This window comes from Candidatus Vogelbacteria bacterium (assembly GCA_021414225.1).
Taxonomy (GTDB): Bacteria; Patescibacteriota; Minisyncoccia; order Phycocordibacterales; family XYD1-FULL-46-19; genus JAIOOX01.
In genome coordinates, this window is record JAIOOX010000004.1 from 1 (window position 1) to 17231 (window position 17231).

At 41.4% G+C, this 17231-nt stretch carries 18 protein-coding genes, 2 tRNA genes and 2 pseudogenes; 3 read left to right on the plus strand and 19 right to left on the minus strand.

What is annotated here, in order from left to right; genetic code table 11:
- The first annotated feature begins 2 nt into the window (after positions 1–2).
- Positions 3–422 (plus strand): annotated as a pseudogene (locus K8Q91_02835) (recombinase family protein).
- A 3-nt stretch (positions 423–425) separates the two neighbouring features.
- Positions 426–599: pseudogene (locus K8Q91_02840) on the plus strand (zinc ribbon domain-containing protein).
- A gap of 473 nt (positions 600–1072) precedes the next feature.
- On the opposite strand, the gene K8Q91_02845 reads toward K8Q91_02840, so the two are convergent.
- A tRNA-Met gene (locus K8Q91_02845) sits at positions 1073–1146 on the minus strand.
- A gap of 117 nt (positions 1147–1263) precedes the next feature.
- On the opposite strand from K8Q91_02845, the gene K8Q91_02850 reads away from it, so the two are divergent.
- Positions 1264–1335: transfer RNA gene (locus K8Q91_02850), tRNA-Met, on the plus strand.
- A 292-nt stretch (positions 1336–1627) separates the two neighbouring features.
- Here K8Q91_02850 and K8Q91_02855 read toward each other — a convergent pair.
- From K8Q91_02855 to K8Q91_02940, 18 genes are all read right to left on the minus strand, one after another.
- Positions 1628–2197: a hypothetical protein gene (locus K8Q91_02855; GenBank protein ID MCE9628910.1), complete on the minus strand. Its 570-nt coding sequence runs from the start codon at positions 2195–2197 to the stop codon at positions 1628–1630.
- 12 nt (positions 2198–2209) lie between these two features.
- The gene (gatA, locus tag K8Q91_02860) at positions 2210–3631 is read right to left on the minus strand and encodes an Asp-tRNA(Asn)/Glu-tRNA(Gln) amidotransferase subunit GatA (GenBank protein ID MCE9628911.1); all 1422 of its coding nucleotides are present in this window, start codon (positions 3629–3631) and stop codon (positions 2210–2212) included.
- Positions 3632–3636: 5 nt separating this feature from the next.
- Entirely contained in the window at positions 3637–3933 is a 297-nt protein-coding gene (gatC, locus tag K8Q91_02865; protein MCE9628912.1) for an Asp-tRNA(Asn)/Glu-tRNA(Gln) amidotransferase subunit GatC, read from the minus strand.
- A gap of 17 nt (positions 3934–3950) precedes the next feature.
- A complete protein-coding gene (ligA, locus tag K8Q91_02870; protein ID MCE9628913.1) occupies positions 3951–5948 on the minus strand; it encodes an NAD-dependent DNA ligase LigA in 1998 nt (665 codons plus the stop codon).
- Between the two features lie 35 nt (positions 5949–5983).
- Positions 5984–6523 (minus strand): hypothetical protein, encoded by a 540-nt coding sequence (locus tag K8Q91_02875; GenBank protein MCE9628914.1) that lies wholly within the window; start codon positions 6521–6523, stop codon positions 5984–5986.
- A complete protein-coding gene (locus K8Q91_02880) occupies positions 6507–7085 on the minus strand; it encodes a type II secretion system GspH family protein (protein ID MCE9628915.1) in 579 nt (192 codons plus the stop codon). The genes K8Q91_02875 and K8Q91_02880 overlap by 17 nt, the downstream gene beginning before the upstream one ends.
- Positions 7082–7624 carry a prepilin-type N-terminal cleavage/methylation domain-containing protein gene (locus tag K8Q91_02885; protein ID MCE9628916.1) on the minus strand — a complete coding sequence of 181 codons (543 nt, stop codon included), beginning with the start codon at positions 7622–7624 and terminating at the stop codon, positions 7082–7084. The genes K8Q91_02880 and K8Q91_02885 overlap by 4 nt, the downstream gene beginning before the upstream one ends.
- Positions 7624–8250 (minus strand): type II secretion system GspH family protein, encoded by a 627-nt coding sequence (locus tag K8Q91_02890; GenBank protein MCE9628917.1) that lies wholly within the window; start codon positions 8248–8250, stop codon positions 7624–7626. Before K8Q91_02890 ends, K8Q91_02885 begins: the two co-directional genes overlap by 1 nt.
- Before the next feature lie 20 nt (positions 8251–8270).
- Positions 8271–9572 (minus strand): hypothetical protein, encoded by a 1302-nt coding sequence (locus K8Q91_02895; GenBank protein MCE9628918.1) that lies wholly within the window; start codon positions 9570–9572, stop codon positions 8271–8273.
- A gap of 80 nt (positions 9573–9652) precedes the next feature.
- On the minus strand, positions 9653–10486 hold the full coding sequence (locus K8Q91_02900; GenBank protein ID MCE9628919.1) for a prepilin peptidase: 834 nt from the start codon (positions 10484–10486) through the stop codon (positions 9653–9655).
- A gap of 88 nt (positions 10487–10574) precedes the next feature.
- Positions 10575–11018 (minus strand): type II secretion system protein, encoded by a 444-nt coding sequence (locus tag K8Q91_02905; GenBank protein ID MCE9628920.1) that lies wholly within the window; start codon positions 11016–11018, stop codon positions 10575–10577.
- A 169-nt stretch (positions 11019–11187) separates the two neighbouring features.
- Positions 11188–12390 carry a type II secretion system F family protein gene (locus K8Q91_02910; GenBank protein ID MCE9628921.1) on the minus strand — a complete coding sequence of 401 codons (1203 nt, stop codon included), beginning with the start codon at positions 12388–12390 and terminating at the stop codon, positions 11188–11190.
- A gap of 9 nt (positions 12391–12399) precedes the next feature.
- A complete protein-coding gene (locus K8Q91_02915) occupies positions 12400–13464 on the minus strand; it encodes a PilT/PilU family type 4a pilus ATPase (GenBank protein ID MCE9628922.1) in 1065 nt (354 codons plus the stop codon).
- 11 nt (positions 13465–13475) lie between these two features.
- Positions 13476–13868: a response regulator gene (locus K8Q91_02920; protein MCE9628923.1), complete on the minus strand. Its 393-nt coding sequence runs from the start codon at positions 13866–13868 to the stop codon at positions 13476–13478.
- 19 nt (positions 13869–13887) lie between these two features.
- The gene (locus K8Q91_02925) at positions 13888–15459 is read right to left on the minus strand and encodes a GspE/PulE family protein (protein ID MCE9628924.1); all 1572 of its coding nucleotides are present in this window, start codon (positions 15457–15459) and stop codon (positions 13888–13890) included.
- 22 nt (positions 15460–15481) lie between these two features.
- Positions 15482–15862, minus strand: a complete 381-nt coding sequence (locus K8Q91_02930; GenBank protein MCE9628925.1) for a hypothetical protein — start codon at positions 15860–15862, stop codon at positions 15482–15484.
- 4 nt (positions 15863–15866) lie between these two features.
- Entirely contained in the window at positions 15867–16520 is a 654-nt protein-coding gene (locus K8Q91_02935) for a hypothetical protein (GenBank protein MCE9628926.1), read from the minus strand.
- Positions 16521–16522: 2 nt separating this feature from the next.
- A complete protein-coding gene (locus K8Q91_02940) occupies positions 16523–17227 on the minus strand; it encodes a hypothetical protein (protein ID MCE9628927.1) in 705 nt (234 codons plus the stop codon).
- Positions 17228–17231 lie beyond the last annotated feature (4 nt).

The window sequence follows — 17231 nt, forward strand, 5'->3', positions numbered from 1 at the left end:
ACATCCAGGCGGTCGTGGCCGCTGACTATATCCGCAATCTTCGCGAAGAGACCCGCAAAGGGTTTTACGGTCGGCTCAAGCAGGGCCTGTATCCTTTGGCCGCGCCCGCCGGGTATTGCGACAACGGCAAGGGCCAACCCAAAACTGTTTGTCCAAAGAATGGGCCACTGGTCAAACAACTCTTTGATCTCTATGTCAGCGGTCAATACTCACTCACCACGTTGGCTGATGAAATGCACGCACGAGGATTGCGTTCCCGGACTGGGGGACGGGTACCGAGAAGTATGATTGCGGTTATCCTCGCCAATCCATTCTATGTCGGCACCATCCGCGTCCACAGCACTGGCGAAGTTTTTCCCGGCGTACACGAACCACTTATCCGCCGTAGCCGCTTCGATGATGTCCAGAGCATTCTCCATGGCCGTATGCCTAAGTGTCAGCGTGTTCATCACCACTTGTTCCGCCAGCTTTTCAAGTGTTCGCAGTGCGAGAACCTGCTCATCGGCGAACGACAGAAAGGGCATGTCTATTATCGCTGTCAAACCCGTGGCTGCCGCCAGACCTCGCTCCGCGAGGAATCCCTCGATGATGCTGTTCGCTCAGCCCTGACATCGCTCACGCTCAGTGACGAAGAATATGAATTACTCTCGGCGGAGGCAGAGACCATGGAAACCGAGCAGGAGAAAACCGCTCACGAAGCGGTGGAGTCGCTGCGGTTGCAAGTGGCTGCTGTTGCCGCGCGGTTGGATCGGCTGACGGACGCGTACTTGGACCAGGCTATCGAAAAGGAGGCCTACCAATCACGGCAGGCTTCGCATCTGGAGGATCAGCAGCGATTGAAGGAAAAACTGCGCGATGCGGAGGCGGTTCTGGAGGCAAACCGCAACCAACTCCAAGATTTTCTCGAACTGGTGAAAAGCTTTACGCTGCTTTATGAAATGGGAACGGACGATGAAAAACGCAATGTCATGCAAAGCGTGTTCTCGAACCAGACCGCATTTGGAAAAGACGTTGTGGTTACGCTGTATTTTCCGTTTCAGGCGATGGCAAATCGGCCACCTGTCCTGGATTGTGCCGATGGTAGGACTTGCACCTACGACCTCCGCTTTATGAGTGCGATGCTCTAACTACCTGAGCTACATCGGCATACCTAGTAAACATACAAATTATCCATAAAATATAAGAAAAATCAACCACCTTGATTGACCAGACCACAATAAGCATGTTAGTATTTAGCGTATTGTAGTGCCCAAAAGGCAATATCGCGGGGAGGACGAACGGCAAGTCGCAAGGCTCATAACCTTGAAATAGTGGGTTCAACTCCCACCCCCGCAACAATTGAACGTAGTGAAATTGGTGCGGGGAGCAAAAGAACTACTTCTTTTGCGTGTGGGAGTTGAAAACCGGAAGTATGTTTTTCTAGCAAGAAAAACAACTGAGGTGGGGCTGCGACCGAGCCGAGTGACGACGAGGTGAGAGTTGTAGCCTACTCCCTCTTTGGGATCGCGAAATGAAATCGAAAAATACCCGCCCCCGTAGGGGAAACTCCTACCCTGACTTTTTTAATCCAGGCCACGGAAATTTCAAATGACGATTTGAAAATTATTCCTAACCAACTCCCTTCTAATTAAATATATCTAAACTCTCTAAATACCTTTTCATACAAACCAATCACCCGTTGAGTCTCCCTTTTGTTTAATTCATAACCACCTTCGTGGGCAATAGCATTACGAACTTTATGAGCCTCCCAAGCATCATTTAAAGTTAGGAAGTCGCTCGGTTCGATCATCTTCAATCTCTCCCCTAAATTACCCCCTTTATAGCCAATATTGGCCACCATGGCGTCCAACATAGTATCAGCTTCAATAATAGCCAACTTCCAATCCGCTGGATTATCAGACTCCAAAGCGGAAATAATATTTTCCCAGTCCTGACTAACTTTATCCTCTGCTCCTTCCCGCCAAGCAGTTACCAAAAGAGACATCATGTTTTCCCGATCTTCCTGCCATTGATGAAAAATTAGATAAGCTAAGTAGGCCATCACCAAGGACAAGAAAATAGCCAACACTCCCCAACTAATTTTGAGTATCAAAATGTAAACAGGATTAAGACTAAAAACAGACCATACGTAAATATAAATACCCTTGATCAGAAAATAAATTTTGCTAAAAATTAATTCCAAATTGAGACTAACCATAGATAAAGACTATTATGCTCCAAAAAATTGTTTTCCGATAGCAAATAACACCTCTTCGTTGAAATGATCAGCTGTAAATTGCACCCCCAGTGGTAAACCAGATTTCGTCACACCAGATGGCACAGAAATAGCCGGCACTCCTGCTAAATTGACAGGAACAGTAAAAATATCTTCCAAATACATTTGTAGTGGATCATTAACTTTCGCACCCACTGGAAAAGCTGGGGTGGGAGCAGTAGGAGTCAAAATCAGATCAACCCCGTTATTGTTTTTATCAAAAGCTTTTTTATATTCATTGGTAATAACTTGTCGGACACCACAAGCTTTGCCATAGTAAGCATCGTAATAACCAGCCGACAAAACATACGTACCCAACATAATCCGCCGACGAACTTCTGGCCCAAAACCTTCCCCTCTCGTTTTCATGTAGTCTTCCAAAAGATTTAGACCGTCAACATGAGAACCATAACGAACCCCATCGAAACGCGACATATTAGAAGAGACCTCAGCGGGCATCAAAACATAATAACAAGCTAGTGAATATTTAAGATTCGGTAGTTCAATCTGTCTTACTTCGTGACCCAACTCAGTCAGTTTCTTAAGAGTTTCATCAAAATTTTGCTTCACCTCTGCATCAAGACCGCGACTAACAAAGTCAGTCGGCACACCGATCACTAATTTACTAGACACAGTCGCTAGTTTGGGATCAACACTCGTTGAATCGAAAGAGTCTCGGCCGGCAATTATTTTATACAAAGTTTCAGCATCCTCTACTGTTTTAGTGATTGGTCCAATTTGATCAAGAGATGAAGCCATCGCCATGACTCCATGACGAGAGACTGTACCATAGGTAGGCTTTAGACCAACCACCCCACAAAAGCTAGCTGGTTGACGAATAGAACCACCAGTATCAGAACCAAGGGCACAAAGGGCCAGATCTCCGCCAACTACGGCCGCTGAACCACCAGAAGAACCACCAGCCACTCGCTCAGAATCATACGGGTTTCTGGTTGGACCAAAAGCGGAGTTTTCAGTTGAGCCACCCATAGCAAATTCATCCATGTTTGTCCGACCTATAAAAATAGCTCCAGCTTGTTTTAGTTTTTCAATCACCGTCGCATCATAAGTGGCTCGATAATCGGCTAACATTTTTGAGGCCGCTGTCGCCACTCGACCCTTAATTAAAATATTGTCCTTAATCGCAATTGGAACACCAGTCAGTGGACCAACTTCAGCTCCAGAAGCACGCAACTCGTCAGCTTTTTTCGCTTGATCTAGAACGTCAGAAAAAACTTCCAAATAAGCATTCAAATCTTTATTTCTAATTTCAATATTAGCTAAATAAGCTTTAACCAAGTCGGTCGAAGTAAATTCACCGGATTGTAACCCGGTTATCGCTTTTGTAATTGTTAAATTCTTAAGATCAAGAGCCATATTCGCTATTTATTATTCAGAACTGGTTTAACTTTTACAAAATCACCAGACCGAGCTGGAGCTTCAGCTAGCAAGACTTCTTGATCAGCCCCTGTTTCATTAGGATTAGTATCTGATCGAACCACATTGGTTACCAAAGCGTGTCCAACCGAGATGTTACTGTCAGTAATATTGACCTGATCAAGCTCTGAAACATAACCCAAAATCGACTCCAAGTCCTTTTGCAGTTTATCTTTTTCTTCTTCTTTTAGCTCTAGGCGAGCTAGTTGGGCCAAGTTTTCTAAGTCAGACCGGTCAATCATATGGCTTCTACTATACACTATTTGACCAGTTTTAGAAACTCAGTTTCCGACAAAATTTTGACCCCTAGACGGATCCCTTCGTCGTACTTAGACCCGGGCTCTTGGCCAGCCACAATGAAATTTGTTTTGGCTGATACAGAGCTAGAAATTTCTCCCCCGGCCAGACGGACTAGTTTTTTTGCCTCATCACGAGAAAAAGTCTGCAACGAGCCAGTAAAAACAAAAGTCTGACCAGACAAAGTTTGAACTGGTTTACCACCAATATTTTTCTCAGCCACAATCACAACCTGCTTTAACAATTTTTTAATCAGTTGTTGATGATCAGAATTTTTAAACCAAGTAACTATCGATTTGGCTACCACTTCGCCCACTCCTGGAATAGCCGCCAATTCCGCTTCAGTCGCCTGTTGGATATTGGAAAACTGTCTAAAATGTTTAGCTAAATCAATAGCCGTCTCTTCGCCAACATGATCAATCGACAAAGAAACAACAAATCTGTCCAGCGTTATTTCTTTTGCTCGATCTATAGCCAGTAATAAGTTATCAACTGACTTTTCAGCAAATCTAGGTAAATTCAACAAATCTCCTCGCTTTAAAGTAAAAATATCCGCCAGGTCAGAAATCAAACCATTGTCGAGTAAAGCTTCCACCACCTTTGGACCACAGCCATCAATATCAAAAGCGGACTTACCTACAAAATAGGAAAACTTCCGACGGACTTGAGCAACTGATTTTTTGTTCACACATCGATAGGCTGCCTGACCTGGGATTCGCTCTAGTGGGCCACCACAAGCATCTAGATAAGTTGGAAATTTAAACACCTTTTCTTTACCAGTTCTAAACTCAGTCAGTACTTCTAAAATATCCGGGATAATGTCACCAGCTTTTTGCAAAATCACTGTATCACCCACTCGCACATCCAGACGTTTTATTTCGTCTTCATTGTGTAAAGTAGCTCGGGAGACAGTCGAACCAGCTAGTAAGACAGGTCGGAGTTGAGCTACTGGTGTCACCACTCCAGTCCGACCGACCTGAAAAACAATATCATCCACCACTGTTGTCGCCTGCTCAGCGGCAAACTTGAGGGCAATTCCAAACCGAGGTGACTTACCAGTGTAACCAAGCTTGTCTTGATACTCTCTTTCGTTGACCTTGACCACCACCCCATCAATCAAACACAGCAATGAATCCTTTTTCTTCTGCCAAGTTTGCCAGAAGTTAATTACTTCTTCGATGGTCTGACAATGTTTAAAATGTTTTTCTACCGTAAAACCAAATTCAGACAATAAAGACAGTTCTTCAAACTGGGTTTTAGGAATATTTTTATTTGATTTAGCTAAGTCATAAATAAAGCTAGCTAGTTTACGTTCAGCCACGATCCGCGGATCAAGCTGACGAATAGTACCAGCGGCGACATTGCGCGGGTTAGCATACAAGGGTTCATTATTTTTGGCCCGCCCTTTATTTAAAAGCTCAAACTCTTTCTTACTCAACCAAATCTCACCTTCTACTACAATATCCAAACCCGGTTTTTGTAATCGTAATGGAATAGATTCAATGGTTTTAACATTAGCCGTCACGTCTTCACCAACGGAGCCGTCGCCTCGAGTAGCCGCTGTGACCAAAACAGAATCACGATAAGTTAAGACGATTTTAAAACCATCAATTTTTAATTCAACAGTATAAGTTGGTTGACCACCACCCAACATTTTACGCACCCGTTTATCAAAATCTCTGATATCTTCTTCAGAAAAAGCATCATCATACGACCATTGAGTAATCTCGTGTCGAACTTTAGCAAAGCCGGGTAGAGGTTCACCAGCAACCCGTTGAGTCGGCGAATCAGTGGTAATAAATTCTGGATAATCTCGCTCCAAATCAGCTAGCTCCTTTTTAAGCGAATCAAGCGCCGCTTGCGATATTTCCTCTTTATCTAAGACATGGTAAAGGTACCGATGATGATTAATCACCTCCCGCAATTTTTCTATTCGCCCTTTGATTTCCACTTTATCCACTACCCAAGAATACTACAACAAGCAGAATGTTCAATCTATCTGATTGTTGGTTTTAGATCTTGAACCCTCCTTAAAACAAGCCTATTGTTTGATTCACAGTCAGCATTATTATACCCGACAGAGTCAGATTCAAACCCATCTATATTGTTTGATACAGTCACTTTAGCACAAGAATTATCATTAATATCCTGTATCGTAAATTCCCAATTACCATTTTCAGTGTCGCCCGGCGCTAAATCATTTGGACTTATGACTGAAGTGTCATCCAAGCACATAATTTCTATGTCTGAATCACTTTTAGTAAATACTGAACCTTGAGATTGACCAGTAATTTCATTATAAGAATCTTCAACAAAACCAAAACTGCCTTGTTTATTCCAATAACGAGCACAGGCTCGGCCAACGTCAGCCGCATAATAAGCTATCTGAGAACTCTGTCCTACTCCAGACAAAATTAATTGTTTAAAAATAATATTTGATAAAATCAAACCACCAATAGCCACTACACTGGCCACTAAAACAGCATAAAGAATCGCAAAACCATTATTATCTTTTTTGTTATTGTCCAATATCATAACCAGCATTAAATACATAATCATCTAATATTAATTCTTGTTCAATCATACCTGACTTATTTTTCCAATTAATAGTAACCTCCACTGGAATAGCCATCTCTTCTCCAGTACTAGAAATAATAGCAGGTAATATTTTTATACTCCTCTTAAATATTGTCTCAGGGAATGACTCTCCATAACCATATGGAGCACCAGCTTGTTCTTGAGTCAAATAAGGACAACCATCAGAGTAATTACACGAACCAAAATAAATTTTGTTGGAATCTAAATCAACTTCTCCATAGCATTTTGAATTCACACAAGAAGACATATAATCAAGCCATCCTGATGATTCGCCGTCTCCAATTGATTTAATATTAGAGTCCACTTGGTTGATAATTAACTCCATACCCTCTTGAGCTAAATAGTAAGCAATGACTTTGTTTTTAATAAACAAACCATCTTCTATCGCCTTAGACATGACACCTAGAGGGATAAGTACCGCTATTAATAAAATAGTGATCGCCACAAATGTTTCTATTAGAGTAAACCCTTTATCTTTTTTTAGGTTAGGAAATATCATATTGATCTATTTCTAAGTGAAACTGAACTCTGTAAAGTAAAGTCGGTTCTAATCTTAGGTGTAGCCTGAGCCACACCATGGATAACAATAGTAGCTTTTGGTACAGACTGACTAATGTCAGTATAAATCTCAAAAGTATCTATTGTAACTTCTAGAGAATTCAAAGCAACGCAAGTTTGACTATTTCCAATACACTGATCAACTGTTTTTTTTGCATCATTAATTTTATATGTGACTTGTTCCACAGGAGATGAACCACCAAATCGATCGAAAGAAATATCTGTGTAGCAATTAGGTTTACCATTACCACATTCTAAACCAACCCTCCAATCAGTTCCTTCCCTTAATTCATAAGAGATGGTGTCCATCATAAAGTTTATATTATCCACAACCGCTCGATTAGATTGAATTTTGCGATAAATATTCGCCAAAGTGACAAAAGCCACACTAACGACCATGGCCACAATCACAAACAAAGAAACCGAGACCATCATCTCAACTAAAGTAAAACCATTTTTTTTGTTTTTATCTTTTAACATTATTGAGTAGTAGATGAATCAACAAAATCCTCAACTGCTATTTGACCATTAGCGTAAACTGCCACCACTTTACGTTTTTTTTCTTTCAGTGATTCCACCACTATCTCCACTTTAGAAATTGAATTATCTGGACAATTTTCCCCTTCATCAACACAAAATCTAGGATTAGATTTTGGTCTCTCAAATGAAATATCCACTTGTGACTGTGGTTCAATAATTCCGTCGGCTTTGTATATATAAATATCACTAATCGTAAAACCATTAAGACTATATTCTGATTGACACTCTGTCGTTGACTGTCCACAGGTCGTCTCACTACCTGGGGTGTACTTATAATCAATAGTCGGTAAATCTGCAAATAAAACGAATCGACCTTTTTTATCTGGATCTGTTGATAAAGAAACACCATATGCAACCAAATTCCCATTTAAAGCCCTAGTCCCAACCCCAAAGACCTGAGAACTTCTAATGGTCACTGCAATATCTTGAGCCACCAAATCAACAGAGGTTTTTTCTCTGAAATTAGGAACGTTAATCAAGATCACTCCAGTCACGATCAAAAAAATACCAATAACAACCATCATTTCAACTAGAGTAAAGCCTTGTTTATTTTTTGTGATAGTCATTATAATTTAATGAACGGATTTTACTGAGCTGCTTTATTCCCCTCAACAATCGCTGGATTATCGTATTTAACTTTAATCGGAACCACTTTATCAGCCCCAGATTGTGATGATAGTCTGATGGTGAAATTAGTTCCTCCAACAGGGAATGAACTTAAAAGAGCTCTGAAATACCAAGGTGAAGTTTTATCGCCAGCTGGAATACTTGATGAACAACTAGCTTCAGAAACTTTGTCTTTACAGAAAACAAAACTAATATAAGGAGGTTTACCGCCCAACACACTCAAAGTGAGACCTTCTTCTGTGTCAATCATGTTGTTATTTATTCGAATCGAAGTCAGAGAGTAATAAAGATTACCGGTACATTTATCGTATCCGGAACAGTCAACAATTAGTCGACAGTCTCCAGCCAGGGTCCCATTACAAGTATTTATGTCAATATCAAAAGGATCTGGTTCTTCCGTAACAGTACCAGAGAAAGTAACGGTGACGGTTTTACTCTCATTCATCAACACCGGACAGGTTGAACCAACACTACAACTCGATTCACTCCAAGTAATAGTGGCCAATCCGTCAGCTTCAGCTGATAAAGTAATGGAATTTCCTTTGTTCACTTCAGCAGTACAATCTCCGAGATTGCCAGTACTACAACTAATAGAATTACCAGTAACAGTACCAGAACCAACAACCTTAACTGTTAAAGTTTTCGTTGTTGGGTCAGGATCACAATTAGAACCACCCGGGCAACAGTCAGGATCAGTATCAGGGTCACAAGGTGGATTACAATTTGCACCACCAGGACAACAATCAGGATCAGTATCAGGGTCACAAGGTGTATCTCCTAAATCAGCCAAAACGGTCGACATATCTACCCACCCAACCACGTCAGCTCCCCAGGCATAACCAGCAAATTTTTTAGTTGACGGATTGTAAGTTACGCCATCAAAATTGACCCAGCCATCCCATCCGCCGCCATTCGCCAAAAAACGACCCCAACCAGACATTTTGTAAGGGTTTTGAGTAAAGTCTATTTTCACTGCGTGATTAGGGGCGGCTGGATAAGAACCAGTGGGATTAAACTGCAACCAACCCACATTGGAACTCCAACCATATCCAGTGAAGCTACCATCACTATTCACCACCACCGGACTCTGGCCGGTTTGCATTTGAATCCAGCCAATATTAGAACTCCAAGCATAGCCAGAGAGAGCCTTGGTACCAGTTTGGGCTATTACCTTCTCCACAATCACAGGGGCCAAAAAAGTCAAAACTGTCACCAAAACCAAACCAGATAAAGCTGAGAAAATAAATTTAGGTCGAATCATAGATTAGGTACTTCTTTAAATAATAACACACAAGGTACTCTAAACGTTAAAAACCTTATCCACATTCATCAGGTATCTACCTAAAAAAACATTGTCAGAAAATGAAGATCGAAAACCAAAGCTAAAATAGTACCCAAAACTAAAAACGGCGCAAAAGGGATTTGGCTTTTTAGTTTATTAATCGACGGAACAGCGAGAGCTGGTTTGTATTTAGAAACAGCAATCAAAGACAAGCCGACCACCGCCCCAATCCAGAAAGCGAGAACAACCGCTATTATCCCCTGATCAAGACCCAAGAAGAAACCAAGGGCTACCGCCAGTTTTACATCACCAAAGCCCATCGCTTTACCTTTAGAGAAATACCAAATAAACCAGAAGAAACCAGCCAACACCAGGGCCGCTAAAGACTTATTCAACAAAGCAAAGACAATGTAGCCGAAACCTTGACCTGACACCAAAGGTAGCAACGCTCCCAAACCGGTTAAGATAAAAACCCATTCGTCCGGAATTATTTTATGATGGAGATCGTAAACAGCAATCAAGACCAAAACACTAGCGCACACCAGATAAACAATCAGGGTCAGCAACAACGCAATACCCCACCCGGAAGTTAGGTTGTATTTAAAAATATTCAAATACAAGACAGCGTGAGTAAAACCGATAAAACAAAGACTGGTCAAAAGTTCAACCGCGGGATATTGCCAAGAAATGGTTGACGCACAACCACGACAACGACGCTTTTGGATAATAAAACTAACTACTGGGACCAACTCAAGCCACGACAACATCTTGCCACAGTTTTGACATTGAGAACGGCCACCCAACCCTTGACCAGTACCATAACGAAACAAAATAACATTTAAAAAACTACCAATAATCAAACCGAGCGAGCCAGTAATAAAATAAGTAAACATAATATTAGATTATAACTTAAAACCATTTTTCCTCAAACAAAAACCCCGCCAATTGGCGGGGTTTTTGTTTGAGGAAAACTCTATAAAACTATGATCCACACACTGTATCCCCAGAACTAACCCCAGCGGTGATTGAGCTAGCAGCTTGTGCTCCGGCTGATCCAGTACTATCAACACAGAAAAAATCATTCTCTAATTCTATCTCAGCAGCCCAACTCAAAGAAGTTGCCCCACTGGCACCACTTTGAGCACAAACAGCTGTACCAACATTTTGATCATTAGCAGCCGCTAATAGTTTACCAACAGTGCCAGCATCACCATTACTACAAACATCTATGATGTAATTACCACTAGAATCTACACCTAATTCTGCTTCCGCTCTCATAGAACTCATACTAGCTTTTGCGGAAGATTCTTTGGCTTTACTTCTAGCTGAACCCAATGATGTCAACACAATTCCTGACAAGATACCAATGATGGCGATCACCACCAAAAGTTCGATCAAGGTGAAACCCTTATTTCCTTTAGTCATATTAAAATAATGAACTAATAATAACTTAATAATATTGAAACGTTCGCCTTTATTTAACGTTTGCTTATAAGTATACCGCCCCCTTGGCTTCAAGCACAATAGCGCTGTGGATAAGGGCGAGACTCATGAATCCTAGTCTCGCCCGCCATCGAGTAGTCCTTAATTTTCTCTAGAAGCCGGATGCGACGTTGTAGATAGGCACCAAAACAGAAGTTAGTAGAACACCCACCGCGAGACCAAGCATTACAATCATCGCTGGTTCGATCAGGCCTACCAGAGTATCGACTTCGTTGTCTACTTCCCGTTGGTAAAACTTGGCGAGAGTGTTTAACACAAACCCAAGCTTACCGGATTCTTCACCCACTTTAATCATCTGGATCATAATGCCCGGAATCTCTTCGTGTTTAGCTAAAACACCAGACACTGAGCTACCTGACTTGATCAAATTAGTCGCATCCATCAAAATCTTTTTATACACTTCATTACCCACCACCTCAGCCGTGATCTCAATCGCTCGGACCATGGACACACCACTAGTAATCAAGGTATCTAAGTTGTCAGCAATCCGCGACAAATATAATTTACGATAGAGGGTGCCAATATACGGTATACCTAATTGAAACTTAGAGAAAGACATTCTTCCCGCTTGGGTTGGTAGGTATTTAACCAAAACAACCACTACCACTAAAACCAAAAACAGAAGTAGTAGACCATAATTGACTACCAGATCACTTAAACCGACTACAACCTTAGTATAGATAGGCAACTCTTGGCCGGTTTCTTCCAAAATCTGAGACAACTTAGGAATAACGAAAGTAAGCATCAAGACCATTACCACCACAAAAGATAGCACCACGAAGGCCGGATAGATCAAAGCATTTTTAGCTTTTGAAGCTAACGCGTAGGATCGGTCTAAATAGTCAGCTAAGTAAGAGAAAGTCTCAGACAACTTACCCGACTCCTCACCAGACTTGACCATGTTGACATAAAACTCAGAGAAAATAGCTGGGTGTTTGGCCATCGCTCCGGAAATAGGAATACCAGACTTAATATCGTCAGTGATATGAGTCAGACTTTCTCGCAATAGCGGATTTGAAGATTCACTAGCCAACAGACGAAATGTTGAGAGTACCGAAACCTTGGCTTCAAACAAAGTAGCAATCTGACGAGACAAGATCACGATCTCGCGTGATTGCACTCGTTGGAAAAAAGTTAGATTCGAAAATAAACCAGACCGGCCTTCGGGAGTAACACTGACGATAATCAAATCCCGTCTTTGCAGAGCACTGATCGCCAAATCTAAACTAGGAGCATCGATACTCCCCAGTTGAGGTGAACCATCTTTAGTTGTGGCTTTGTAATTAAATAGCATTTTTGTTTCTTACAATAAGCGATCCAAACTCTTAGCATTATAAGTATAACGATAAGCACTCTCAGACGAAATTTCTCCACGACGAACCAGATCGGCTAGAGAGTGATTGAAGTCAATCATCCCCGCTTCTGAACCGGTCTCAATCACAACATCAATCTCGGCTGTTCGCCCTTCACGAATCAAGTTGGAGACGGCATTGTTATTGACCAATAACTCATAAGCTGGGATCAATCCCCCAGATACTCGAGGCACTAAGCGTTGCGAGAAAATACCCAGCAGTGAATCAGCCAATTGAACTCTGATCTGTTTTTGTTGGGCAGCTTCAAAAGCGTCCACGATCCGGTCGATAGTTTGTGAAGCACTGTTGGTGTGGAGGGTCGACAAAATCAAGTGACCAGTTTCCGCCGCCGTCACTGCAGTTGAGATGGTCTCCGGACTGCGCATTTCTCCGATCATGGCCACGTTTACATCTTCACGGAACATTGATTTAAGGGCTGTGTGAAAGTCTCTAGTATCAAAACGCACTTCACGTTGATCAATAATAGAACGATCACTGGTAAACAAATATTCAATCGGATCTTCGATTGTTACAATATGCTCTGCTCTTTCTCGGTTTATCATATCAATCATCGCAGCCAGGGTGGTCGACTTACCCTGACCAACCGGACCAACCACCAAGAAGAAACCTTGTTCTTTACGGGCAAAGTCGTAAATCTGAGTTGGTAAATTTAATTCCTCAATTGTTTTAATGTTAGCCGGAATCAAACGCAGAGCGATCCCCACTAGACCCCGTTGGAAAAACGCATTACCTCGAAACCGGACCGTTCCATCTGGAGTATACGAGAAGTCTATTTCTTTATTATCTAAAAAGATCGATTTGTTTTGATCGTTCAAAATCTCCATCGCAATCCCCATCGTATCGTCAGCTGACAAGGGTGCTCGATTGACCAACGGGATCAAATCTCCAGCTACTCGAATGGTCGGTGGACGACCAGCGGTCAAGTGCAGGTCAGACCCACCTTCTTTTGTCACTATCAAAACCAACTCGTTTAGTTCTTTTTTATAATCAGTCATGAAAAATTAATTTATTTCTTTTTATTTTTAACAATATCAGTCACCTTGGCCACCACTTCAGTGGGAGTAGCACTAGCTTTAACAATATAACCATCGGCTCCTAATTTCAGTCCTTTGTTCACATCTTCCTGTTGACCAAGATTAGATAAAATAATGATAGCGGTTTTTTCTAAAGATGGACGTTTCTTTAGTTCTTCTACCAATTGAAAACCATCCATCCCGGGCATAATAATATCCACCAAACAAATATCTGGTACCCAACCACTATCTACCTTCTTTAGAGTCTCGTCCCCACTAGACATAGCAACCACTTCGAAATCGTGTTCGCTAAATTTAATCGAGTACATGTCAATCAAAAACTTGTCGTCGTCAACTATAATAATTTTGGTTTTTGATGTGAACATAGTAAGTGTCTTTATTATATTACAGCTTATTGACCTCTTCAAACGGAATAATCCCCTGGAATGCCTTAAGCATAGCATCCTCTTTCATAGTCACGAAACCTTTACTTCTAGCATATTGATAAATATCCCCATCAGACGGCGAATTTAGAATGATTTTCTCTAGTTCCCGATCCATCTCTAATAACTCAAAAGCGCCGATCCGGCCCTTGGTTCCCGCTGGACAAGTAGCGGTCTTTTTGGCTTCGTACACTTCATTAGGAATGACAATATCTTTTCTAAATTCTTCTGGTAGGTCTGCAAATTGTTTATCCACCATCATTCTCAAACTAGCATCCAGTGGCACTTGTTCCTTCTCTTCACAAATAACCGGGATCAAACGCTGACCGATCGCCAATACCAAAGTCGGTGGAATAAGGTAAGGTTCCACACCCATATCAATCAGACGAGGGATCACTCCAGCCGCTGTGTTGGTGTGAATAGTAGAGAAAACCAAGTGACCAGTTAGTGAAGCCTGGATCGCCAAGCGGGCTGTCTCTTTATCGCGAATTTCACCGACCATGATAATGTCCGGATCTTGACGAAGGATCGAACGCAAACCATTAGCAAAAGTATAGTTAATTTCTGGTTGAACCTGAGATTGGTTTACTCCCGGAATATCATATTCAATCGGATCTTCTAGACTAACCGCATTATTTTTTTCTTTATCAATCTCGCCCAACATCGAATACAAAGTGGTAGTTTTACCCGAACCAGTCGGACCAGTTAGTAAAATCAAACCATGAGGCCGAGCGATCGCACGGCGAACAGTTTCTAGGTTGCGATCATTTAGACCCAAAGAACTAAGAGTTACTAATTTCTTTTCCGGGTCAAGAATACGCATCACCACCTTCTCTCCAAAATAAGTTGGGAAAGTTGAGACACGAAAATCAATCTTTCGACCTTCTACTTTGGCAGAAAAACGTCCATCTTGTGGTTTACGTTTTTCATCAAGCTTCATGTTGGTTAAAATTTTGATTCGAGCTACCACTGCATCGTGAACTTGAAGTGGTAAAAACAAACTAGTATACAAAACACCATCCACTCGAAAACGCACCCTTATTTTGTCGGCTATTGGCTCAATGTGAATATCAGAAGCATTACCAGAAGTAGCGTGTTGTAAAATCACCCCCACAATCTTCGTGACCGGGGCTTCTTCAATAATATTAGCTTTACCCTCACCTCGCTGAGCTCCGTCTTTAATCAATTCAGCCGGTGCCCCTTTCTGAGCTTCCACCTCGGCTCCCAATTGATTCAAAGCTTGATCCACTTCACCAGTCAAACCTTCGTAACTTTCGATCGCCGAGTTAAAATCTTCTTGAGAAATAAGAAAAATCTTCAACGGCATATCTACCTTAGAGGCAATAAACTGAGCCGCATCTCGAGCTTCGATATTTTCAGGATCAATCATCCCGATTTCCAAAATACCCTCCGTTACCCCAATCGGCAAAAACTTGTAGTAAGAAGCCGAGTCTCTCGGCACATACTTCAAAATATCATAAGGCAAGCGCTTGCCTCCCAAACTTCGAATGGGAATGTCAGGATTGATAGCCATAATTTAGAATGAAATAAAAACTTTATCGAAAGAACTCATTGGCGGGAATTGGAGTTGTATTAATGTTGCCAGTTCCCAGCGGCGCAAACGGATTAGAACGGCCTTTCTGACGGTCAGGTAAAGGAGTGGTAAAGTCCTGCAAGTCACCAGCAAAAGCTGGATTTGAAAAAATAGAACTTTTTAAATCAACCGAGCGTAGATTATTCAATAAAATCACAAACTCAGACGCTTCTGATTGATCACTCCCAGCCACATTAGAAGCGCCATCAGTGGTCAGTTGTTGAAGACCTAATTGATCATTGGTCTCAGCCTCTCCACCAAAAAAATAAAAATAACCAATAACACCAACTCCCACCAAGAGGACGACGATCAGAATATTAATAATGTTTTTAGAATTGGACATATTTTTATTTTAGCCAATAAGTAACTAAATCAACTTGGTATTGATACTGACCACCAGCCAGCAATTGAGTGGAGGTCGCAGCCGCACCTGTCGCTGGTTGAGCAGAAAAAGATAATCTGGTCACATCTAAAACTCGCAAACTACGGGTTAAATCGCCCATAAAAGCTCGCATTTGACTATAAGTACCAATCACCGCAAAAGATAAACCAACTTTTGTGATCGCCGGCTTGTTGACCAATGGCGACGTATTGGCGGTGGCATCTACCCGACTAGCAGTACGACCAGTCTTATCTAAATCTGTATTTATTTTAACATCTTTCAATTGCATACCAGATTTTTGAGCAATAGTATTAACATCAACAATCAATTGAATGTCATCAACTGCATCAGGTAAAAAGACATCTAATTTTTTAATCTGCTCTGGGTCGATCTTTTGATATGTTGCTTCAAGATCTTGAGCTCGACCTTTAAGAGATTGAATGTCAGCAATAGCTTTATTGAGACTCTCTTTTTCAGCCAAGAGTGATTTAATACCACCACCTACCTTCTGAGTAGCATCATCAAAAGTTCTTTGATTGTTAATAATCGGATCTGTTAGGAAATAAAATACCCCGCCGGCGCCGATGATGAGTAAAATTGGAATTAAAAATCTGGTCATAATTATTGGTTGGTACTAGTAGCTGATACGGTTGAACTAGCTGACACACCACTATTCACAACCGGCAGCTGATTAATTACCGATTGTTGTTCAGCTTGATTCTGTTGAACTAAAGCTTGGTAAGAAGTCAGATCTTTGTTTACAGTCAGAGCTAATTTAAAAGTAATATTTCCCTTAGGGTCTAAACCTAGGCCAGAGAATACGGCGTTATTTACTAGATCACTAGATTTAAAGGCTTTTAGTTGAACGGCAATATCTTCATAACCTAAAGCTACCCCCTCCAAAGTGATTCCTTTGTCAGAAAAATCAAATTTTGTATAACGAATAGTCTGTAGAGTTAATTCTTGAATTTTATCAAACAGAGGCAACAAAGTAGCGTGATTGTTGATAATACCAGAGGCAGCTTTCATTTTGGCATCCAACCTAGCAAAGCGTACTATTCGATCAACCTGTAATTCCCGCTTGTCGTGTTCTAATGATTCTCTCAAACCACAACCTTGATCGCTACCAGCTTGGCAAGGACGATTGATCGAGTCAGACAAAATATATTGATATCCATAAGCTCCGGCAAAAGCCACTAAAGATAAACCAAAAATAACCATAGCAATCAACATCAACAAACCAAGTGACGCTTTAGAAGCCGCTGAATTAGCGTTATTGGTGAAATTTTGTTTAGGAATAAATGATGATTGGATACCTTCTGGCATAGTA